Consider the following 21,847-nt stretch of genomic DNA (forward strand, 5'->3'; position numbering starts at 1 on the left):
GAGTTACTTCTTCAGACCGTAATGCTCATCCAGCATGCCAGGGGCGTTCGGCGTTTTTGGCGCGTAGTCCCGTGGAGGCTCCTGGTTTTCCCGCGGCGGGGTCAGGCGCTCCCGTGGCGCTTGCGGTGCATCGGAATGCAACGCGGCCAGCAGACGCTGACGGGTAATGTCGTCGAGAGCCAGGCGGTTGGCACCATCGGCGAGGTGGTCCTGTACTTCCTGGTAGCTCTGGGTGAGCTTCTTGACCAAGGTCGCGGTGCTGTTGAAGTGGGTAACCACCTCATTCTGATAACTGTCAAAACGTTCCTGAATGTCATCCAACTGACGCTGCGTGCGGTTAGGCGCGGCATTCGGCAGCAGGCGAGCAACCAGGAATCCAATGGCGACACCGGCAACCAGGGCAAGAGTCGGCAACAACCAAACTAAGAGCGAGTGTTCCACGAGTCCTTCCTCTATAAACGGCTTTGCTTTACGTTAACGGCTCAAACCTGCGCTGTATACCGCGATTAAGCTCGCAATGATGCCATGCACAGACTTTTAGCTAGACGAGTCGACCCATTGAGAGGTCACGGAGTTCATCTCTTGCTCATGCGTGAAACCCCCGTTTTGATCGATGGCCCGGTAGGCCAATTGGAAGCCCTGTACCTGGATCACCCCGAGCCGCGTGGCTTGGCGCTGATCTGCCACCCTAACCCGGTGCAGGGCGGGACCATGCTTAATAAAGTTGTGTCGACCCTGCAGCGCACTGCCCGCGATGCTGGATTGATTACTTTGCGTTTCAATTACCGTGGTGTCGGCGCAAGTGCCGGCACCCACGACATGAGCACCGGTGAAGTGGACGATGCCGAAGCGGCTGCCAACTGGCTGCGGGAAAAACACCCCGAGCTGCCGATCACCTTGCTTGGTTTTTCCTTCGGTGGCTACGTCGCTGCCAGCCTCGGCGGTCGCCTGGAAGCCAAGGGCGAAAAACTGTCACATCTGTTCATGGTGGCCGCTGCGGTGATGCGCTTGAGCGACAACGACCTGCTGCCCCAGGGATGCCCATTGACCCTGATCCAGCCTGAAACCGACGAAGTGGTCGACCCACAACTCGTCTACGACTGGTCTGCCGCCCTGAAACGCCCCCATGAGCTGCTGAAAGTGGCAGAATGCGGACACTTTTTTCATGGCAAGCTCACCGATCTCAAGGATCTGGTCCTGCCGCGCCTCTCGAATTGATAGCAGTCTGATAAGCGATAACCCATGACGACTCGTACCCGTATTCTCACCGGCATCACCACCACCGGCACGCCGCACCTGGGCAACTACGCCGGTGCAATCCGCCCGGCGATCCTTGCCAGCCAGGACGCCAATGCCGATTCCTTCTACTTCCTGGCCGACTACCACGCCCTGATCAAATGCGATGACCCGCAGCGCATCCAGCGTTCGCGTATGGAAATCGCCGCGACCTGGCTGGCCGGTGGCCTGGATGTAAACCGGGTGACGTTCTATCGCCAGTCCGACATCCCGGAAATCCCCGAGCTGACGTGGCTGCTGACCTGCGTGGCCGCCAAGGGCCTGCTCAACCGCGCCCACGCCTACAAGGCCTCGGTGGACAAGAACGTGGAAACCGGCGAAGACCCGGACGCCGGCATCACCATGGGCCTGTACAGCTACCCGGTGCTGATGGCGGCGGACATCCTGATGTTCAATGCGCACAAGGTGCCGGTCGGCCGTGACCAGATCCAGCACGTGGAAATGGCCCGCGACATCGGCCAGCGCTTCAACCACCTGTTTGGCAACGGCAAAGAATTCTTCACCATGCCTGAGGCGTTGATCGAAGAAAGCGTCGCCACCTTGCCGGGCCTGGACGGCCGCAAGATGTCGAAAAGCTACGACAACACCATCCCGTTGTTCACCAGCGCCAAGGACATGAAAGACGCCATCTCGCGGATCGTCACCGACTCCCGCGCGCCAGGCGAAGCCAAGGATCCGGACAATTCGCACCTGTTCACCTTGTATCAGGCGTTTGCCAGCAAGGCCCAGGAAGAGGAATTCCGTGCCGAGCTGCAGCAAGGCCTGGGCTGGGGCGAGGCGAAAAGCCGTCTGTTCCAGCTGCTGGATGGCCAGTTGGGCGAAGCGCGCGAGCGCTACCACGCGCTGATGTCGCGCCCATCGGACATGGAAGACCTGCTGCTGGTCGGCGCCAAAAAGGCCCGTGCCGTGGCAGCGCCGTTCCTCGCCGAGCTGCGTGAAGCCGTTGGCCTGCGTTCGTTTGTCGAGCAAGCTGCGGCGCCGGTCGCTGCGAAGAAGAAAGCCGCAAAAGCCGCGCGCTTCGTGAGCTTTCGCGAAGACGACGGCAGCTTCCGTTTCCGCCTGTTGGCCGCCGATGGCGAGCAATTATTGCTTTCGCGTCATTTCGCCGACGGTAAAGCCGCAGGTGCCGTGACCAAGCAACTGCAAAACGGTGACGCGCTGGATGTGCGCCCTGAGGCCCTGAGCTTCAGCGTATGGCTGGACGGTAGCGTGGTGGCGGACAGCGCCGAGTTCGCCGACGAAGCGTCCCGCGATGCCGCCATCGCCGCGCTGCGCGTCGCGTTGACCCCCCTCGAGGATTAACCCGACCAAGGGTTGATTGCCATTATCCAGGGCCGTCGTTACAGTAACGGCCCGTTTTTGTTGCCTTGCTAACGAAATTATGACGCCCCTAGAACGATATCAAGCTGATTTGAAACGCCCTGAGTTCTTCCATGACGCGGCCCAGGAAACGGCAGTGCGTCATTTGCAGCGCCTGTACGACGACCTGGTCGCGGCCTCGCAAAGCAAGCCAGGGATGTTCAGCAAGCTGTTTGGCAAAAAAGACCACACGCCGGTCAAGGGCCTGTATTTCTGGGGTGGCGTGGGCCGTGGCAAGACCTACCTGGTGGATACGTTCTTCGAAGCGCTGCCGTTCAAGGAAAAGGTGCGGACGCACTTCCACCGCTTCATGAAGCGTGTGCACGAAGAGATGAAGACCCTGCCGGGCGAGAAAAACCCGTTGACCATCATCGCCAAGCGTTTCTCTGACGAGGCGCGGGTGATTTGCTTCGATGAATTTTTCGTCTCCGACATCACTGATGCCATGATCCTTGGCACGCTGATGGAAGAACTGTTCAAGAATGGCGTGACGCTGGTCGCCACCTCGAACATCGTGCCTGACGGTTTGTACAAGGACGGCCTGCAACGCGCACGCTTCCTGCCGGCCATCGCGCTGATCAAGCAGAACACCGAGATCGTCAACGTCGACAGCGGCGTCGACTACCGCCTGCGCCACCTGGAGCAAGCGGAGCTGTTCCACTTCCCGCTGAACGAAGCGGCCCATGAAAGCCTGAAAAAAAGCTTCCGTGCGCTGACGCCGGAATGCACCCAGGCGGTGGAAAACGACAAGCTGATGATCGAGAACCGCGAAATCATCGCGCTGCGTACCTGCGATGATGTGGCTTGGTTCGAGTTCCGCCAACTGTGCGACGGCCCGCGCAGCCAGAACGACTACATCGAACTGGGCAAGATTTTCCACGCGGTGATCTTGAGCGGCGTGGAGCAGATGAGCGTGACCACCGACGACATCGCGCGACGCTTTATCAACATGGTCGACGAGTTCTACGACCGTAACGTCAAGCTGATCATTTCGGCGGAAGTCGAGCTGAAGGATCTGTACACCGGTGGACGTTTGAACTTCGAGTTCCAGCGCACGCTGAGTCGTTTGTTGGAAATGCAGTCCCACGAGTTCCTGTCGCGCGGTCACAAACCGTAAACGAGAGTTCGAAATGAAAAAGGCCCGCAGCGATGCGGGCCTTTTTTCATGCGATCTTCTGAGCAATGCAGATCAACTGTGGGAGCGGGGCTTGCCCGCGATGGCGGCGTGTCAGTTACTTATTTACTGACGGATGTACCGCTATCGCAGGCAAGCCAGCTCCCACATTAGCGTTGTGTTTGTCTTGGCTTACGCAGCCTGCTGGAACTGCTGGCGATACTGGTTCGGCGACAGTTCGGTGTGCTGCCTGAACAGCCTGGCAAAGAAACTCGCATCGTCATAACCCACCTCATAACTGATGGTCTTGATGCTCTTGCGGCTGCCCGAGAGCAGTCCCTTCGCCGTCTCAATCCGTAACCGTTGCAGGTAATGCAGCGGCTTGTCACCCGTGGCGGTCTGGAAGCGGCGCATGAAATTGCGGATGCTCATGCCGTGTTCCCGTGCCACATCTTCGAAGCGGAATTTGTCGGCGAAATGCTCTTCGAGCCAATGCTGGATCTGCAGGATGATCACGTCCTGGTGCAGCTTCTGCCCGCCAAACCCGATGCGTCCAGGTGCATAGCTGCGTTGCACTTCGTAGAGGATGTCGCGGGCCACGGCCTGGGCGATGTTGGCGCCGCAGAAACGCTCGATCAAGTAGATGTAGAGGTCGCACGCCGAGGTGGTGCCGCCAGCGCAATACAGGTTGTCGGCGTCGGTGAGGTGCTTGTCCTGGTTGAGCTGGACCTTGGGGAAGCGCTCGCTGAAGGCGTTGAAGAAACGCCAGTAGGTGGTCGCCTCCTTGCCGTCGAGCAGGCCGGCTTCCGCCAGCCAGAACACCCCGGTGGCTTCGCCGCACAACACCGCACCGCGGGCGTGTTGCTCGCGCAGCCACGGCAGCACTTGAGGGTAGCGCGCGCACAAGGCGTCGAAGTCATCCCAGAAGGCCGGTAATACGATGATGTCGGCGTCTTCCAGGCCGCCGTCCACCGGCATGATCACATCACTGAAGCTGCGCACCGATTGCCCGTCGGGGCTGACCAGTCGGGTCTCGAACGCAGGGGTCAGGCCCTGGCCCAGTTGCTTGCCGTAACGCAGGCTGGCGAGGTGGAAGAAATCTTTGGCTTGCATGAGGGTTGAAGCGAATACCCGATCAATGGCCAAAATGCTGACGCGCCGCAACGGCGTGGAGATTTGGTTAGACATAATTTCATTTATTCTTATAGGGGAAAGTGGTCACCAGACGGCTGGATCGTCTTATTTTTTGTCGCATGTGTCCAGTGTCCCGTGATGCCTTCGCGGCATAGTCTCTGTGGGTTCGTCTTTGTCCGACAATCCACGCAGGTGACCCATGATTCCCAGAACCTTGTTCAGCCCGGAACACCAACTCTTCCGCGAAAGCGTGCGTACCTTCCTTGAAAAAGACGCCGCGCCGTTCCATGGGCAATGGGAGAAACAGGGCTACATCGACCGCAACTTGTGGAGCAAGGCGGGGGAGGCGGGGATGCTGTGTTCCCATCTGCCGGAGGAATACGGCGGGCTGGGCGCGGACTTTTTGTACAGCGCGGTGGTGATCGAGGAGATCAGCCGGCTGGGCCTCACTGGCATCGGTTTTTCCCTGCACTCGGATATTGTGGCGCCCTACATCCTGCATTACGGCAGCGAGGCGCTGAAGCACAAATACCTGCCCAAGTTGATCTCCGGCGAGAGGGTCACGGCTATTGCCATGACTGAACCGGGGGCGGGTTCCGACCTGCAAGGGGTCAAGACCACGGCGGTGCTGGAGGGCGATGAGTATGTGATCAACGGCTCCAAGACGTTTATTACCAATGGCTACCTGGCCGAGTTGGTCATCGTCGTCGCCAAGACCGACCCCAAGGCCGGTGCCAAGGGCACCAGCCTGTTCCTGGTGGAAGCCGACACACCGGGCTTCGCCAAGGGCAAGCGCCTGGAGAAGGTGGGCATGAAGGCCCAGGACACATCGGAGCTGTTCTTCCAGGACGTGCGTGTGCCCAAGGAAAACCTGTTGGGCCAGGCGGGCATGGGCTTCGCGTACTTGATGCAGGAGTTGCCTCAGGAGCGATTGACCGTGGCGATTGGTGCCCTGTCATCTGCTGAGGCCGCTTTGCAGTGGACGCTGGAATACACCCGCGAACGCAAGGCGTTCGGCAAGGCAATTGCGGATTTCCAGAACACCCGCTTCAAGCTGGCGGAGATGGCCACCGAGATTCAGATCGGCCGCGTGTTTGTGGACAAGTGCATGGCGTTGCACCTGGAAGGCAAGCTGGATGTGCCTACGGCAGCGATGGCCAAGTACTGGGCCACGGACTTGCAGTGCAAGGTGCTCGATGAGTGCGTGCAGCTGCACGGCGGCTACGGCTTCATGTGGGAATACCCGATCGCCCGGGCCTGGGCGGATGCGCGGGTGCAGCGGATTTATGCGGGGACCAATGAGATCATGAAGGAGATTATTGCGCGGGCGCTTTGATCTTGTGGTGCTTTTGACGTCGCCATCGCAGGCAAGCCAGCTCCCACATTTGACGGTGTTCACAAATCAAAATGTGGGAGCTGGCTTGCCTGCGATAGCGATCTAACGATCAATCAAGGCGCTGGATTCGGATGATCCTTCTGAATCGCCTCAATCCCCTCCAGCACCTCTTTCGACAGCTTCAGATCAGCACTGGCAATGTTGCTGTCCAGCTGCTCCAGGCTTGTCGCCCCGATGATGTTGCTGGTCACAAACGGCTGCTGCGTGACAAACGCCAAGGCCATCTGCGCCGGGTCCAGACCATGCTCCCGAGCCAGCGCCACATAACGGCTGCACGCTGCTTCCGACTGCGGGTTGAAGTAGCGGCTGAAGCGGCTGTATTCCGTCAGGCGCGCTTTTGCAGGGCGCGCGCCGTTCTCGTACTTGCCGCTGAGCATGCCGAACGCCAGTGGCGAATACGCCAGCAAACCGCACTGTTCACGAATCGCGACTTCCGCCAAACCCACCTCGAAACTGCGGTTGAGCAGGTTGTACGGGTTCTGGATCGACACCGCGCGGCTCCAGCCACGGGCTTCGGCCAGGGCGAGGAATTTCATGGTGCCCCACGGCGTTTCATTGGACAGGCCGATGTGGCGGATCTTGCCGGCCTTCACTTGCTCGTCCAGCGCTTCGAGGGTTTCCTCCAGAGGGGTGAGGTCGTCTTCGTCCTTGTGCTTGTAGCTCAGTTGGCCGAAGAAGTTGGTGCTGCGCTCCGGCCAGTGCAGTTGGTAAAGGTCGATCCAATCGGTTTGCAGGCGCTTGAGGCTGGCATCCAGGGCTTCGACGATGTGCTTGCGGTTGTGGCGCAGGTGGCCGTCGCGGATGTAATCAATGGTGTTGCCGGGGCCGGCAATCTTGCTGGCAAGGATCCAGTCGGCCCGGTCGCCACGGCTTTTGAAGTAATTACCGATATAGCGCTCGGTGGTGGCATAGGTGTCGGCCTTGGGCGGCACCGGGTACATTTCTGCGGTGTCGAGGAAGTTGATCCCCGCGGCCTTGGCCCGTTCGATCTGTGCGAAGGCCTCTGCCTCGCTGTTCTGCTCGCCCCAGGTCATGGTGCCCAAGGCTATCGCGCTCACGTTCAGATCCGTACGGCCCAGCTGTCGATAATCCATCGGGTACTCCTTCAGGGAAAACAATCATAAAAGCAGGTTGAATTTTTTTTCGCAATCTGCATAATTGCCCACCTCTTTCTGCAGTGGAAGTGATGCGCCGTCTGCCGAAGAATCTTGCCGTTGAACGGACGCGCCGACCCGAGCCCCCGATAGCGTCTGTATCCGGCTGCCTTTGACTTGTCAAAGTACGCACTATTCAGTAAGATCCGCCGTCTAATTTACAGGGCGGCCCCTGAGGCTATTAAAGAATGACAACTTTTACTGCAAAACCGGAAACAGTTCAGCGCGACTGGTTTGTCGTCGACGCCGCTGGTCAGACCCTGGGTCGTCTGGCCACTGAAGTCGCCAGCCGTCTGCGTGGCAAGCACAAGCCTGAGTACACCCCTCACGTTGACACCGGTGACTACATCGTGATCATCAACGCTGAGCAGGTACGTGTTACCGGCAACAAAGCGCAAGACAAAATGTACTACCGTCACTCCGGTTTCCCAGGCGGTATCAAGTCTTCGAACTTCGAAGGTCTGATTTCCAAGAAGCCTGAAGCCCCGATCGAAATCGCGGTCAAAGGCATGCTGCCGAAGGGCCCACTGGGTCGCGATATGTTTCGCAAGCTGAAAGTCTATGCGGGCGCTGTACACCCTCATGCTGCTCAGCAGCCCCAAGAACTGAAGTTTTAACGGAATAGTTCATTATGTCGGCGACTCAAAATTACGGCACTGGCCGTCGCAAAACCGCAACCGCACGCGTTTTCCTGCGTCCGGGCACTGGTAACATCTCGATCAACAACCGCACTCTGGAAAATTTCTTCGGTCGCGAAACTGCCCGCATGGTAGTTCGTCAGCCGCTGGAACTGACCGAGACCGTTGAAAAGTTCGACATCTACGTCACCGTTATCGGTGGCGGTGTAAGTGGTCAAGCTGGCGCAATCCGCCACGGTATCACTCGCGCTCTGATGCAGTACGACGAAACCCTGCGTGGCGCTCTGCGCAAAGCTGGCTTCGTGACTCGCGATGCCCGTGAAGTTGAACGTAAGAAAGTCGGTCTGCGTAAAGCGCGTAAGCGTCCGCAGTACTCGAAGCGTTAATTCGCTTTACGTTCCACAAAAGCGCCCAGCCTCCTCACGGAGCTGGGCGTTTTTTATTGCCTGCGATTTATGCATAAAAATCGCCGTGACAACTTGCCACATCCGTAGACCCCCTATACTACAAGGCCTGGAGGCGGAGCCCCGGGCAATTCCCTTGTCATACGTGGGGCTTTTCATTACCATTCGGCAAAATTTTTATAAGTTCAGATTTAATACTTAGTAGACGCCTGATTTAACAGGCCAAAAAGCTGATGGGAGAGGACTGAATGAGCAATGACGGCGTGAATGCAGGCCGGCGTCGCTTCTTGGTAGCAGCCACATCCGTGGTGGGTGCTGCAGGAGCGGTGGGGGCTGCGGTCCCGTTCGTGGGGTCATGGTTTCCCAGTGCCAAGGCGAAAGCCGCAGGTGCACCGGTGAAGGTGAATATCAGCAAGATCGAGCCAGGCCAGCAGATGATTGCTGAATGGCGCGGCCAGCCGGTCTTCATTGTTCGTCGTACCGAGGAAATCCTGGGGAATCTCAAGAAGATCGAGGGCCAGTTGTCTGACCCCAAGTCCGAGAAATCCGACCAACCCGCCTACGCCAAGAACGAAGCACGTTCGATCAAGCCAGAGATCCTGCTGCTGGTTGGTCTGTGCACCCATTTGGGATGCTCGCCAACCTTCCGCCCGGAAGTCGCTCCTGTGGACCTGGGCAAGGATTGGGTCGGTGGTTATTTCTGCCCCTGCCACGGTTCCCACTACGACCTCGCCGGCCGTGTCTACAAATCCCAGCCTGCGCCTTTGAACTTGCCGGTTCCTCCGCACGAGTACGAATCTGACGACATCATTGTCATTGGCCTCGATAAGGAGAACGCGTCATGAGTAAGTTCATGGATTGGGTGGATGCGCGCTTCCCCGCCACTAAAATGTGGGAAGACCATCTCAGCAAGTATTACGCGCCGAAAAACTTCAACTTCTTCTACTTCTTCGGCTCCCTGGCCCTGCTGGTGCTGGTCAACCAGATCATCACTGGCGTCTGGCTGACGATGAGCTACACGCCGTCGGCGGAGGAGGCGTTTGCTTCCGTTGAAGGCATCATGCGAGACGTCAACCACGGCGCCATCCTGCGTTTGCTGCATGCGGTCGGTGCGTCGATGTTCTTCATCGTCGTCTACCTGCATATGTTCCGTGGCCTGCTCTACGGTTCGTACCAGAAACCTCGCGAGCTGGTGTGGGTCTTCGGCATGCTGATCTACCTGGCGCTGATGGCCGAAGCCTTCATGGGTTACCTGCTGCCTTGGGGCCAGATGTCGTATTGGGGCGCCCAGGTGATCATCTCGCTGTTTGGGGCAATTCCAGTAATCGGCAACGACCTGACGCAGTGGATCCGTGGTGACTACCTGATCTCCGGCATCACCCTGAACCGCTTCTTCGCCCTGCACGTGGTGGCATTGCCCATCGTGATTCTGGGCTTGGTGGTGCTGCACATCCTGGCGCTGCACGAAGTGGGTTCCAACAACCCGGACGGCGTGGACATCAAGAAGCACAAGGACGAAAACGGCATCCCGCTGGACGGCATCCCGTTCCACCCTTACTACACCGTCAAAGACATTGTCGGCGTCGTGGTGTTCCTGTTCGTGTTCTGCTCGATCGTGTTCTTTTTCCCGGAGATGGGTGGTTATTTCCTGGAGAAACCTAACTTCGAACAGGCCAACGCCTTCAAGACGCCTGAGCACATTGCCCCGGTTTGGTACTTCACACCGTTCTACGCAATCTTGCGCGCAATCCCCGACAAACTCATGGGCGTGATCGCCATGGGCGCGGCCATTGCGGTGCTCTTCGTGTTGCCTTGGCTCGACCGCAGCCCGGTCAAGTCCATGCGCTACAAGGGCTGGCTGAGCAAGATCTGGCTGTGGGTGTTCTGCATTTCGTTCGTGATCCTGGGTGTGCTGGGCGTATTGGCGCCGACGCCTGAGCGTACGTTGCTGTCGCAGGTCTGCACCTTCCTGTACTTCGCCTACTTCATTCTGATGCCGTTCTATACCCGGCTCGAGAAGACCAAACCGGTTCCGGAAAGGGTGACTGGCTGATGAAAAAGTTATTTGTTGCATTGATGCTTGCGGCCTTGCCGCTACTGTCCTTCGCTGCCGAACACGGCGGCCCGGAACTGGAAAAAGTCGATATCGACGTGTCGGACAAAGCCGCCCTGCAGGACGGCGCGCGGACGTTCGCCAACTACTGCATGGGCTGTCACAGCGCCAAGTTCCAGCGTTATGAGCGTGTCGCCGATGACCTTGGCATTCCTCATGAAACGATGCTGGAGAAGCTGGTGTTCACCGGGGCCAAGATCGGCGACCACATGAACATCGGCATGAAGCCTGCGGATGCCAAGGCCTGGTTCGGTGCTGCACCGCCTGACCTGACCCTGGTGGCGCGCGTGCGCGGTACCGATTGGCTGTATGGCTACCTGAAATCCTTCTATGAAGACCCGGCGCGTCCTTACCAGGTCAACAACCGCGTGTTCCCGAACGTCGGCATGCCTAACGTTCTGGTCGGCCTGCAAGGCAAGCAAGTGGTAGGATGCAAGCAGATTCAGGTCGTTGAAGACGGCAAGAAGCAATACGATCCGTTGACCGGCACGCCGTTGACTCATGAAGCGTGCGATCAACTGACGATAGAGACTCCAGGTTCCCAGACTGAGGAGCAGTTCGACGGGACGGTCAAGAACCTCGTGACCTTCCTGGCCTACTCTGCCAACCCGGTCAAATTGCAGCATCAGCGCATCGGTACGTATGTGTTGCTGTACCTGGCTTTCTTCTTCGTATTCGCCTATCTGCTCAAACGCGAATACTGGAAGGATGTGCATTGATCCAACCGTAAGCAATTGCTGTTAATCTTGCGCGCCCAGCGGCATCTCTGAACACGTAGCGATCTGGTTGTACCAGGCGTTATAGAGATGCTCTCTGGGCGCGCTCGTTTTTGAGCTTTCGATAATTTCAACAAGCGAGGAGGACCGCCATGGGCGTGACCAACCGGTTGGCCTGTTACTCCGACCCCGCCGACCACTATTCCCACCGAGTACGCATCGTGCTCGCAGAGAAGGGTGTCAGCGCCGAGATCATCAGTGTGGAGGCAGGTCGTCACCCACCGAAACTGATCGAAGTGAACCCTTACGGCAGCTTGCCCACCCTGGTCGATCGTGACCTGGCGTTGTGGGAGTCAACCGTGGTGATGGAATACCTGGATGAGCGTTACCCGCATCCACCTTTGCTGCCGGTGTACCCGGTGGCGCGTGCCAACAGCCGCCTGCTGATCCATCGGATCCAGCGTGACTGGTGCGGGCTGGTGGATGTGATTCTGGACACACGCAGCAAAGAGCCGGCACGCGTGCAGGCGCGTAAGGAATTGCGCGAGAGCCTGACCGGTGTTTCGCCGTTGTTCGCCGACAAACCTTTTTTCCTCAGCGAGGAACAAAGCTTGGTGGATTGCTGCCTATTACCGATACTCTGGCGCTTGCCGATTCTCGGTATTGAACTGCCGCGGCCGGCCAAGCCGCTGCTTGATTATATGGAGCGCCAGTTTGCGCGTGAGGCTTTCCAGGCGAGTCTGTCTGGTGTCGAACGCGATATGCGCTAAGGCTTAAGGAGCCGCTGATGAACTCCAGTCGACCCTACCTGGTCCGCGCGCTCTATGAGTGGATTGTGGACAACGATTGCACCCCGCACATGCTGGTCAATTCTGAATTTGCTGCGGTTCAGGTACCGCAGGGTTTTGCCAGCGACGGGCAGATTGTGCTGAATGTATCGCCGAGTGCCGTGCGCCACCTGCACATGGACAACGAAGCCGTGAGCTTCGAAGGGCGTTTCGGCGGCGTGCCGCATACGCTGTACGTGCCGATTGGCGCCATCCTCGGCATTTATGCCCGGGAGAACGGCCAAGGCATGGTGTTCGATCTGGAGTCGCCTTTCGAGGATGACGAAGCGATCGAAGCAGAAGATGGCGACGATCTGCCGCCACCGGATTCCGAGCCACCGCGCCCTAGCGGCCGGCCAAGCCTGAAAGTCGTGAAGTAACCGGTTTTCACCCTCGGGTGAGCCTCAAAAATGCCTCGACCTGTGTCGGGGTATTTTTTTGCGCGCAGGATATAAATGAAAGTCGTGCCCGGGCAGTGATCGTACAACCGCCATGGGCTATGATGCGTGTTCAAGTTCGCCGAGAAAAATGGATCATCATGGATAACGCCGCCACCGCCCCTCGTCTTCCCCGCAAGCGTCGCAGCCTTGCCCAGGAATTGGTCACGGTGTTGTCCGAGCAGATCCGCGACGGTCAGCTCAAACGTGGCGATAAACTGCCCACCGAGTCGGCGATCATGGAGGCCCATGGGGTCAGCCGCACCGTGGTGCGTGAGGCCATCTCACGCTTGCAAGCGGCGGGGCAGGTCGAGACCCGTCATGGTATCGGCACGTTTGTGCTGGATACGCCGAGCCCAAGCGGCTTCCGTATCGACCCGGCCACCGTGGTAACCCTGCGTGATGTGCTGGCGATTCTGGAATTGCGGATCAGCCTGGAAGTCGAATCCGCTGGTTTGGCCGCCTTGCGCCGCAGCGATGAACAGCTGGCCGCCATGCGTGCGGCACTCGATGCCCTGAATGAAAGCGCGGCCCACGCTGGAGATGCGGTGGCGTCTGATTTTGCGTTCCACCTCGAAATTGCGCTGTCGACCGGCAACCGCTACTTCACCGATATCATGACCCACTTGGGCACCAGCATCATTCCGCGGACCCGTTTGAATTCTGCGCGCCTGGCCCATGATGACCAGCAACATTACATGGGGCGTTTGAGCCGCGAGCACGAAGAGATTTATGAGGCGATTGCGCGCCGGGATTCAGATGCGGCGCGGGCGGCGATGCGGTTGCATTTGACGAATAGTCGGGAGCGGCTGCGCCATGCTCATGAAGAGGCGGAGGCGCAGCGGGGGTAATTCTGGTAACGGTGAATTAACTATTCAGGCGAGGGTGAAGTCGATTTGGTCGACATTGCCTCCGTTGATTACGAAGTTCTTGGCTACGACCTCCAGAGCTGGATCACCATCAAGTTCAATCGTGTCCCCGATGTTGGGCAGGTCGGTAGCGTCAACGTTATGAGTCGCCGATTTAGATTTGTTGGAACGGGATTTAAAGGTGCACTTTTTAGTAGCCATGATATGCCTCACTGATTTTAGGATGAGTGAATGGCCTCCAAGGTGTTTGCGCCTCTTTTCGCGAAAGAGGTAACCCGGCGGTCGAATGCAAGCTACTGGCAGTTGATTCACCTGCGATACTGTCAGAAATGACAGTGGCGACGAGCGGTCCCATGCGCGCGTCTGCACACACACATGGGATTTCTGTTAACTCAAGGCTGCGGTGCGTTCGGCGTGTAGTCCTTCAACAACAAATACGTACTCCACCCCCACCAATCATTCGTCCAGTGCTTGTCGTTCAAGTCATTTACATCCTTACGACGCAGCACCTTGTCCCCCTCCATCTTGAACAGCGGTGAGAAGTTGTTCGCCGGGTTCTGCGCGGCATTCAGGTCCGGCACATACAGCGGCGCCTTGAAGTTGGCCGGGGAGGGCGCCACACCACTGATAAAGGTGTCGAAGACCTCATCCGCCGAAGCCTGCACTGCGCGTTTAACCTGCCCCCGGTTGTCCGCGTCGATGGCGTCGAAGTAGCGTTTATCCCCATAAGCGTGCCACTGATCTCCCAGGGCATTGCGCACCTTGAGCCCGAGCTTGCTGTCTTCATCGTGCATGAAACGGCTGATCAGCGAGCCCAATTCACCGGGCGTTACCACTGCCGCCAACTGCTTGCGCGGAACCCGCAAGTGGCCTGCGGAAAACAGATCGGTCAAAAAGTGATCAGCAAAGCTGTTCATGGCATACGCCAGTTCCAAGGCCTGGTCGGTGCCGGTTTGGTGAGCCGCCACGGCTTGTTGCAGCGCCGCCGTATGCCCCGCCAAATAGGCCGACAGCGCCCATTCGCCAAAGTGGTCGGCATTGTCCGCCGCCAGTTTCAGGTAGCGGCCCAACGGAACAAGCGCCGACACCGCGCTGCCACCGCCAGTGATGCGGTTCCATTCCTCAGACAACGTATCGCCCAGGGCGTCGTAGGCCTCATGGGCTTGCTTGCCGTCCTTTATCACCTGCTTGACCGCAGTGATCTCCTTTTGCATCACCGCCAGGATCTTGTGTGCTTCTTCTCGCGAAGCGGGCAGCACGGCCAGCGAGTTGAAAGCGGCAGTGAAGCGCTGCACGCGCTCGGCCGGCGACGCGCCATCGCTGATGGGCTGGCCGGGGATGCCATAGAAGTCGCCGCCCAGGGCGATCACTTGGCCATAGGTGAGCGCCAAGCCGTTGGGCAGGTGCAGTTCGACTTGGCGCGCGGGGATCGCCGGTGCGTCCTTGACGAAGCGCAACAGGGTGTCATCGCCGATGGCAGTGTGTTCACCGCCCTCGAAACGTAGGGTAGGCGGGTTTTTTCCGGGTGCTGCGAGTTCAAGACCTGACATGTTAGCTCCTTGCTATGTCGTAGGAATCTTCCGTGATGACTGTATATGCATACAGCAACAGCGAGCTTAGAGGAAAAATTTCCTACGTCAAGGAGGCGGCTCTAAACACCTTGCGGATGAAGTTTGATGAATTGCAGTTGACGAATATTTTTATAGTTGTACGATGACGTACGACATCACCAAAACCAACAATAACCTTTCGACAGAAAGTCTTTACCCAGGGTGTTCGAATAATGAATCCACAAGAACTGAAGTCCATCCTCTCCCACGGTCTGCTCTCTTTTCCGGTGACCGATTTCAATGCCCAGGGTGACTTTCACCAGGCGGGCTACATCAAGCGTCTAGAGTGGCTGGCCCCGTATGGCGCGACCGCCTTGTTCGCCGCCGGCGGCACGGGTGAGTTTTTCTCCCTCGCGGCCAGCGAATATTCCCAGGTGGTGAAAACCGCCGTTGATACCTGCGCGACCAGCGTGCCGATCCTCGCCGGCGTGGGCGGTTCGACTCGCCAAGCTATCGAGTACGCTCAAGAGGCCGAGCGTCTGGGGGCCAAAGGCCTGCTGTTGCTGCCGCACTACCTCACCGAAGCCAGCCAGGACGGCGTTGCCGCCCACGTTGAAGCGGTGTGCAAATCGGTCAAGATCGGTGTGGTGGTCTACAACCGCAACGTTTGCCGCCTGACCGCGCCATTGCTGGAACGCTTGGCCGAGCGCTGTCCGAACCTGATCGGCTACAAAGACGGCCTGGGTGACATTGAGTTGATGGTGTCGATCCGCCGTCGCCTCGGTGACCGTTTCAGCTACCTTGGCGGCCTGCCGACTGCAGAGGTTTACGCCGCTGCCTACAAGGCCTTGGGCGTGCCGGTGTACTCCTCGGCGGTGTTCAACTTCATCCCGAAAACCGCGATGGATTTCTATCACGCGATTGCCCGCGAAGATCACGCTACCGTTGGCAAAATCATCGACGACTTCTTCCTGCCATACCTGGACATCCGTAACCGCAAATCCGGTTATGCCGTGAGTATCGTCAAGGCCGGTGCAAAAATCGCAGGCTATGACGCCGGCCCGGTGCGTACGCCGCTGACCGACCTGTTGCCGGAAGAATACGAAGCCCTGGCCGCGCTGATCGACAAGCAAGGCCCGCAATAACCTATCTATAAGGCCGCTGAGCAATCAGCGGCCTTTTGCGTCAGGAGAAGATTCGTGTCCCAAGCCCAACGTTTTGACAACTACATCAACGGCCAATGGGTGGCCGGCGCTGACTATTGCGTCAACCTCAACCCGTCGGAGTTGTCCGATGTCATTGGTGAATACGCCAAGGCTGATGTTGCCCAAGTCAACGCCGCCATCGATGCTGCTCGCGCGGCGTTCCCGGCCTGGTCCACTTCCGGCATTCAAGCGCGCCACGATGCCTTGGATAAAGTCGGCAGCGAAATTCTCGCGCGCCGCGAAGAGCTCGGCACCTTGCTGGCTCGTGAAGAGGGCAAGACCCTGCCCGAGGCCATCGGCGAAGTGACTCGCGCCGGTAACATTTTCAAGTTCTTCGCCGGCGAATGCCTGCGCTTGTCCGGTGACTACGTGCCGTCGGTACGCCCGGGCGTCAACGTTGAAGTCACTCGCGAAGCCTTGGGTGTGGTCGGCCTGATCACCCCGTGGAACTTCCCGATTGCCATCCCCGCGTGGAAGATCGCCCCAGCCCTGGCCTACGGCAACTGCGTAGTGATCAAGCCTGCTGAACTGGTACCGGGCTGCGCCTGGGCCCTGGCCGAAATCATCTCGCGCGCCGGTTTCCCTGCCGGTGTATTCAACTTGGTGATGGGCAGCGGTCGCGTAGTGGGCGATGTGCTGGTCAACAGCCCGAAAGTCGATGGCATCAGCTTCACCGGTTCTGTGGGTGTAGGTCGCCAGATCGCTGTCAGCTGTGTCTCGCGCCAGGCCAAAGTGCAGTTGGAAATGGGCGGCAAGAACCCGCAGATCATCCTCGACGATGCCGACCTCAAGCAGGCCGTCGAGCTTTCGGTACAGAGCGCGTTCTACTCCACCGGCCAGCGTTGCACCGCCTCCAGCCGCTTGATCGTCACCGCCGGTATTCACGACCAGTTCGTCGCGGCCATGGCTGAACGCATGAAGTCGATCAAAGTCGGCCACGCCTTGAAAAGCGGCACCGATATCGGCCCGGTCGTTTCCCAGGCCCAGTTGGACCAGGACCTCAAGTACATCGACATCGGCCAAAGCGAAGGTGCGCGGCTGGTCAGCGGTGGCGGCCTGGTGACCTGTGATACCGAAGGCTATTACCTGGCGCCGACGCTGTTTGCCGACAGCGAAGCCGTCATGCGCATCAGCCGTGAAGAAATCTTTGGCCCAGTCGCCAACGTTGTGCGCGTGGCGGACTACGACGCGGCGCTGGCCATGGCCAACGACACCGAGTTCGGTTTGTCGGCGGGCATTGCCACCACTTCCTTGAAGTACGCCAACCACTTCAAACGCCACTCCCAGGCCGGGATGGTGATGGTCAACCTGCCAACCGCGGGTGTGGATTATCACGTTCCATTCGGTGGCCGTAAGGGCTCATCCTATGGTTCGCGTGAGCAAGGTCGCTATGCGCAAGAGTTCTACACCGTGGTGAAGACCAGCTACATCGGTTCGTAACAGCGACACCAGGTGGGGGCCAGATGCCTGCTGGCTCCCCCAACAAAAAAACAGAAAACCATTACCCGCAAAAAAAATAATTAGTGGGAGTACTTCTACATGCAAGCGACCAAGCCGACCCACGTCCGCTATTTGATCCTGCTCATGCTGTTCCTGGTGACCACGATCAACTACGCCGACCGGGCCACCATCGCCATCGCAGGTTCCAGCCTGCAAAAAGACCTCGGCATCGACGCGGTCACCCTCGGTTACATTTTCTCCGCATTCGGTTGGGCCTACGTGGCCGGGCAAATCCCCGGCGGCTGGCTGCTGGACCGCTTCGGCTCGAAAAAAGTCTATGCCCTGAGCATCTTCACCTGGTCACTGTTCACTGTGCTGCAAGGCTATGTCGGTGAGTTCGGTGTCTCCACCGCTGTTGTTGCGCTGTTTATGCTGCGCTTCATGGTGGGCCTGGCCGAAGCGCCATCCTTCCCCGGTAACGCACGTATCGTGGCAGCGTGGTTCCCTACCGCTGAGCGCGGTACCGCCTCGGCGATCTTCAACTCGGCGCAATACTTCGCCACCGTGTTGTTCGCGCCACTGATGGGCTGGATCGTCTACCGCTTCGGCTGGCAGCACGTGTTTATCGTGATGGGCGTGATCGGCATTATCTTCTCGCTGATTTGGCTGAAAGTTATCCACAGCCCGCGCCAGCACCCGCTGATCAACGAAGCTGAGCTCAATCACATCGCCGCCAACGGCGCGATGGTCGATATGGATCAGGACAAAGGCAAGGGCAAGAAAACCGACGGTCCGAAGTGGGATTACATCCGCCAGTTGCTGACCAACCGCATGATGCTCGGCGTCTACTTGGGCCAGTACTGCATCAATGGCATCACTTATTTCTTCCTGACGTGGTTCCCGGTGTACCTAGTGCAGGACCGTGGCATGACCATCCTCAAGGCGGGTTTCATCGCCTCGTTGCCAGCGATCTGCGGGTTTATCGGTGGCGTGCTCGGTGGGGTGATTTCCGACTACCTGCTGCGCAAGGGCCATTCCCTGACGTTCGCGCGCAAAGCACCGATCATTGCCGGCCTGTTGGTCTCCAGCAGCATCATCGCGTGTAACTACGTTGACGTTGAGTGGATGGTCGTGGGCTTCATGGCGTTGGCCTTCTTCGGCAAAGGCGTTGGCGCACTGGGTTGGGCGGTAGTGTCCGACACTTCGCCGAAACAAATCGCCGGCCTCAGTGGCGGCTTGTTCAACACCTTCGGTAACCTGGCGTCGATCACCACGCCGATTGTCATCGGCTACATCATCGCCACCACTGGTTCGTTCAAGTGGGCCCTGGTGTTCGTCGGCGCCAACGCACTGGTGGCGGTATTCAGCTATCTGGTCATCGTCGGTCCGATCAAGCGTGTGGTGCTCAAAGAGCCGCCAGCCAAAGGCCCAGAGCTGACCAACCTTACCGAAGCGCATTCCTGAGGGGCGATGTAATGCAGTTGATTGAACATGCCGACTCGCCGCGCTCGATTCGTTTGCACGAGCGCGACAACGTGGTGATCGTGGTCAATGACCAGGGCGTACCGGCCGGGACGGAGTTCCCGGACGGCCTGGTGACCGTGGATTTCATCCCCCAGAGCCACAAGGTGACCCTGGAAGATATCCCTGAAGGCGGTCAGATAATTCGCTACGGCCAGACCATCGGTTACGCCTTGGCGCCGATTCCGCGCGGCAGTTGGGTGCAGGAAGATCAACTGCGCATGCCGACCGCGCCGCCGCTGGACAGCTTGCCGCTGTCCACTGAGGTGCCTGAGACCCAGGCGCCGCTTGAAGGGTTTACGTTCGAGGGATACCGCAATGCCGACGGCACCGTGGGCACGCGCAATATCCTCGGGATCACCACTACGGTGCAGTGCGTCACCGGGGTGCTGGACCATGCGGTCAAGCGCATCAAGGATGAGTTGCTGCCCAAGTACCCGCACGTCGACGACGTAGTGGCGCTGACCCACAGCTACGGCTGCGGGGTGGCGATCACGGCGACGGATGCCTACATCCCGATCCGTACCGTGCGTAACCTGGCGCGCAACCCGAACCTGGGCGGCGAAGCACTCGTGATCAGCCTGGGCTGCGAGAAATTGCAGGCCGGGCAGGTCATGCACGATAACGACAGCTCCGTCGACCTTAGCGAGCCGTGGCTGTATCGGCTGCAGGACTCCAGCCACGGCTTCACCGAAATGATCGAGCAGATCATGGCGCTGGCCGAGACGCGCTTGAAGAAACTCGACCAGCGTCGCCGGGAAACCGTGCCGGCGTCCGAGCTGATCCTGGGCATGCAGTGTGGCGGCAGTGATGCATTCTCCGGCATCACCGCCAACCCGGCGTTGGGCTATGCCTCGGATTTGCTGTTGCGGGCGGGGGCGACGGTGATGTTTTCCGAAGTCACTGAGGTGCGTGATGCCATCTACCTGCTGACTTCGCGTGCCGAGAGCAAGGAAGTTGCCCAGGAACTGGTCAGGGAAATGGACTGGTACGACCGTTACCTGGCCAAGGGCGAAGCGGATCGCAGCGCCAACACCACGCCGGGCAACAAGAAGGGCGGCTTGTCGAACATTGTCGAGAAGTCCTTGGGCTCTATCGTCAAATCCGGCAGCAGCGCAATTAATGGTGTGCTGGGCCCGGGCGAGCGTTTCAAGGGCAAGGGCCTGATCTTTTGCGCCACGCCGGCCAGTGACTTTGTGTGCGGCACCTTGCAACTGGCGGCGGGGATGAACCTGCACGTGTTCACCACCGGGCGTGGCACGCCTTATGGGCTGGCGATGGCGCCGGTGGTAAAGGTGTCGACCCGCACGGAGCTGGCGCAGCGCTGGCCGGACCTGATTGATATCGACGCCGGGCGTATTGCGACTGGGCGCGCGAGCATCGAGGAGTTGGGTTGGGAGTTGTTTCACTTCTACCTGGATGTGGCCAGCGGCAAAAAGCAGACGTGGGCGGAGCATCACAAGCTGCATAACGACATCACCTTGTTTAACCCTGCGCCGATTACTTGACTGTAGTGAGCGGGCTTGCCCCGCGCTGGGGGGCGAAGCCGCCCCAAACCCAGGCGACTGAGTTCCAACTGGAGAAACTCAGTGCCGGAGATGGGGCGGCTTGCCCCCCAGCGCGGGGCAAGCCCGCTCACTACAGGTATCTGGACCAGACGAAGCGGCCCGCACTGGCTTATCATTAGCCACCTAACGACGGTCACCAAGGTTCTCCCCGGCATGCTGGCAATTTTCCTCACCACCCTCACCATCACCGCGCCGGTGTTTGCCATGCTGTTCCTCGGTGTGCTGCTCAAGCGCATCAACTGGATCAACGACAACTTTATCCACACGGCTTCGTCCCTGGTGTTCAACGTCACCATGCCGGCGTTGCTGTTCCTCGGCATCCTGCATGCCGACCTGCATTCGGCGCTCAAGCCGGGCTTGCTGATTTACTTTTCCGTCGCCACCTTGCTCAGCTTTGCCCTGGCCTGGGGCTGGGCGATCTTTCGATGCAAGCGTGAAGACCGAGGCATCTACACCCAAGGCGCGTTTCGCGGCAACAACGGGGTGATCGGCCTGGCGCTCGCGGCCAGTATGTACGGCGACTACGGTATCTCCCTCGGCGCGATCCTCGCGGCGCTGGTGATCCTGTTCTACAACACGCTGTCGACCATTGTGCTGGCGGTGTACAGCCCGGTGATCAAGTCCGACCCGTGGAGCATTTTCAAAAGTGTGGTGGCCAACCCGCTGATCATCAGTGTGATCGTGGCTGCGCCGTTCGCCTATTTTCAAATCGGCCTGCCGGGCTGGCTGGAAAAATCCCTGCAGTACCTGGCAGACACTACGTTGCCACTGGCGTTGATCTGCATTGGCGGCACGTTGTCCCTGGCGGCATTGCGCAAGAGCGGCAACATGGCGTTGAGCGCGAGCTTGATGAAAATGGTCTGGCTCCCGGTCGTCGCCACTCTGGGGGCATGGTTGCTTGGCTTCCGAGGGCCAGAGTTGGGGATTTTGTTCCTGTACTTCGGCGCACCAACCGCCGCTGCAAGCTTCGTGATGGCCAGGGCGGCTGACGGTAACCATGAATTGGCGGCGGCGATTATCGTGATCACCACCTTGATGGCGGCGGTGACTACGAATATCGGGATTTTTGTGTTGCAGGCGGGTGGTTGGATCTGAGAGTGGCGGTG

The 21,847-nt window shown here is 58.9% G+C and carries 22 protein-coding genes; 17 read left to right on the top strand and 5 right to left on the bottom strand.

Going from position 1 to position 21,847, the window contains the following annotated elements:
- Nucleotides 1–3: 3 nt before the first annotated feature.
- Nucleotides 4–441 carry a YhcB family protein gene (locus JBO08_RS00820; protein ID WP_017138275.1) on the bottom strand — a complete coding sequence of 146 codons (438 nt, stop codon included), beginning with the start codon at nucleotides 439–441 and terminating at the stop codon, nucleotides 4–6.
- 147 nt (nucleotides 442–588) lie between these two features.
- Between JBO08_RS00820 and JBO08_RS00825 the strand changes: the two genes are divergently transcribed.
- From JBO08_RS00825 to zapE, 3 genes are all read left to right on the top strand, one after another.
- Complete coding sequence (locus JBO08_RS00825; RefSeq protein ID WP_065875123.1) at nucleotides 589–1,218, top strand: alpha/beta hydrolase; 630 nt, start codon at nucleotides 589–591, stop codon at nucleotides 1,216–1,218.
- 24 nt (nucleotides 1,219–1,242) lie between these two features.
- A complete protein-coding gene (locus JBO08_RS00830) occupies nucleotides 1,243–2,598 on the top strand; it encodes a tryptophan--tRNA ligase (RefSeq protein ID WP_065875122.1) in 1,356 nt (451 codons plus the stop codon).
- Between the two features lie 79 nt (nucleotides 2,599–2,677).
- Nucleotides 2,678–3,772 carry a cell division protein ZapE gene (gene zapE, locus JBO08_RS00835; protein ID WP_012722199.1) on the top strand — a complete coding sequence of 365 codons (1,095 nt, stop codon included), beginning with the start codon at nucleotides 2,678–2,680 and terminating at the stop codon, nucleotides 3,770–3,772.
- Nucleotides 3,773–3,961: 189 nt separating this feature from the next.
- Here zapE and JBO08_RS00840 read toward each other — a convergent pair whose 3' ends face one another.
- Entirely contained in the window at nucleotides 3,962–4,882 is a 921-nt protein-coding gene (locus JBO08_RS00840; protein WP_175405787.1) for a GlxA family transcriptional regulator, read from the bottom strand.
- A 220-nt stretch (nucleotides 4,883–5,102) separates the two neighbouring features.
- Here JBO08_RS00840 and JBO08_RS00845 point away from each other — a divergent pair, with 220 nt between their 5' ends.
- Nucleotides 5,103–6,239: an acyl-CoA dehydrogenase family protein gene (locus JBO08_RS00845; protein WP_220074599.1), complete on the top strand. Its 1,137-nt coding sequence runs from the start codon at nucleotides 5,103–5,105 to the stop codon at nucleotides 6,237–6,239.
- Nucleotides 6,240–6,352: 113 nt separating this feature from the next.
- Here JBO08_RS00845 and JBO08_RS00850 read toward each other — a convergent pair whose 3' ends face one another.
- Complete coding sequence (locus tag JBO08_RS00850) at nucleotides 6,353–7,393, bottom strand: NADP(H)-dependent aldo-keto reductase (protein ID WP_065879620.1); 1,041 nt, start codon at nucleotides 7,391–7,393, stop codon at nucleotides 6,353–6,355.
- Nucleotides 7,394–7,641: 248 nt separating this feature from the next.
- Here JBO08_RS00850 and rplM point away from each other — a divergent pair, with 248 nt between their 5' ends.
- The 8 genes from rplM (at nucleotide 7,642) to JBO08_RS00890 (ending at nucleotide 13,439) form a co-directional block, all read left to right on the top strand.
- On the top strand, nucleotides 7,642–8,070 hold the full coding sequence (rplM, locus tag JBO08_RS00855; protein ID WP_003171742.1) for a 50S ribosomal protein L13: 429 nt from the start codon (nucleotides 7,642–7,644) through the stop codon (nucleotides 8,068–8,070).
- Between the two features lie 14 nt (nucleotides 8,071–8,084).
- Nucleotides 8,085–8,477: a 30S ribosomal protein S9 gene (rpsI, locus tag JBO08_RS00860; RefSeq protein ID WP_003216038.1), complete on the top strand. Its 393-nt coding sequence runs from the start codon at nucleotides 8,085–8,087 to the stop codon at nucleotides 8,475–8,477.
- A gap of 266 nt (nucleotides 8,478–8,743) precedes the next feature.
- Nucleotides 8,744–9,340 (top strand): ubiquinol-cytochrome c reductase iron-sulfur subunit, encoded by a 597-nt coding sequence (petA, locus tag JBO08_RS00865; RefSeq protein WP_065875119.1) that lies wholly within the window; start codon nucleotides 8,744–8,746, stop codon nucleotides 9,338–9,340.
- On the top strand, nucleotides 9,337–10,548 hold the full coding sequence (locus tag JBO08_RS00870) for a cytochrome bc complex cytochrome b subunit (protein WP_065875118.1): 1,212 nt from the start codon (nucleotides 9,337–9,339) through the stop codon (nucleotides 10,546–10,548). Before petA ends, JBO08_RS00870 begins: the two co-directional genes overlap by 4 nt.
- Complete coding sequence (locus JBO08_RS00875) at nucleotides 10,548–11,327, top strand: cytochrome c1 (protein ID WP_065879619.1); 780 nt, start codon at nucleotides 10,548–10,550, stop codon at nucleotides 11,325–11,327. The genes JBO08_RS00870 and JBO08_RS00875 overlap by 1 nt, the downstream gene beginning before the upstream one ends.
- Before the next feature lie 149 nt (nucleotides 11,328–11,476).
- A complete protein-coding gene (locus tag JBO08_RS00880; RefSeq protein WP_065875116.1) occupies nucleotides 11,477–12,094 on the top strand; it encodes a glutathione S-transferase N-terminal domain-containing protein in 618 nt (205 codons plus the stop codon).
- Nucleotides 12,095–12,111: 17 nt separating this feature from the next.
- Nucleotides 12,112–12,531 carry a ClpXP protease specificity-enhancing factor gene (locus JBO08_RS00885; RefSeq protein WP_065875115.1) on the top strand — a complete coding sequence of 140 codons (420 nt, stop codon included), beginning with the start codon at nucleotides 12,112–12,114 and terminating at the stop codon, nucleotides 12,529–12,531.
- Nucleotides 12,532–12,689: 158 nt separating this feature from the next.
- Complete coding sequence (locus JBO08_RS00890; RefSeq protein ID WP_065875114.1) at nucleotides 12,690–13,439, top strand: FadR/GntR family transcriptional regulator; 750 nt, start codon at nucleotides 12,690–12,692, stop codon at nucleotides 13,437–13,439.
- Between the two features lie 24 nt (nucleotides 13,440–13,463).
- Here the strand turns inward: JBO08_RS00890 and JBO08_RS00895 are convergent, their stop codons facing one another.
- Complete coding sequence (locus tag JBO08_RS00895; protein WP_065875113.1) at nucleotides 13,464–13,658, bottom strand: hypothetical protein; 195 nt, start codon at nucleotides 13,656–13,658, stop codon at nucleotides 13,464–13,466.
- Nucleotides 13,659–13,849: 191 nt separating this feature from the next.
- Entirely contained in the window at nucleotides 13,850–15,007 is a 1,158-nt protein-coding gene (locus tag JBO08_RS00900) for a phospholipase (RefSeq protein WP_220074598.1), read from the bottom strand.
- 233 nt (nucleotides 15,008–15,240) lie between these two features.
- On the opposite strand from JBO08_RS00900, the gene kdgD reads away from it, so the two are divergent.
- The 5 genes from kdgD to JBO08_RS00925 all read left to right on the top strand — a co-directional run bounded on the left by kdgD (nucleotide 15,241) and on the right by JBO08_RS00925 (nucleotide 21,836).
- On the top strand, nucleotides 15,241–16,152 hold the full coding sequence (gene kdgD / locus JBO08_RS00905; RefSeq protein WP_049710004.1) for a 5-dehydro-4-deoxyglucarate dehydratase: 912 nt from the start codon (nucleotides 15,241–15,243) through the stop codon (nucleotides 16,150–16,152).
- Between the two features lie 54 nt (nucleotides 16,153–16,206).
- Entirely contained in the window at nucleotides 16,207–17,652 is a 1,446-nt protein-coding gene (locus JBO08_RS00910) for an aldehyde dehydrogenase family protein (protein WP_220074597.1), read from the top strand.
- Nucleotides 17,653–17,751: 99 nt separating this feature from the next.
- The gene (locus JBO08_RS00915) at nucleotides 17,752–19,116 is read left to right on the top strand and encodes an MFS transporter (RefSeq protein WP_065875110.1); all 1,365 of its coding nucleotides are present in this window, start codon (nucleotides 17,752–17,754) and stop codon (nucleotides 19,114–19,116) included.
- A gap of 11 nt (nucleotides 19,117–19,127) precedes the next feature.
- Nucleotides 19,128–20,681 (top strand): galactarate dehydratase, encoded by a 1,554-nt coding sequence (gene garD, locus JBO08_RS00920; RefSeq protein ID WP_065875109.1) that lies wholly within the window; start codon nucleotides 19,128–19,130, stop codon nucleotides 20,679–20,681.
- 213 nt (nucleotides 20,682–20,894) lie between these two features.
- Entirely contained in the window at nucleotides 20,895–21,836 is a 942-nt protein-coding gene (locus JBO08_RS00925; protein ID WP_049710001.1) for an AEC family transporter, read from the top strand.
- Nucleotides 21,837–21,847 lie beyond the last annotated feature (11 nt).

This window comes from Pseudomonas sp. LAP_36 (assembly GCF_019456785.1).
Taxonomy (GTDB): Bacteria; Pseudomonadota; Gammaproteobacteria; order Pseudomonadales; family Pseudomonadaceae; genus Aquipseudomonas; species Aquipseudomonas tritici.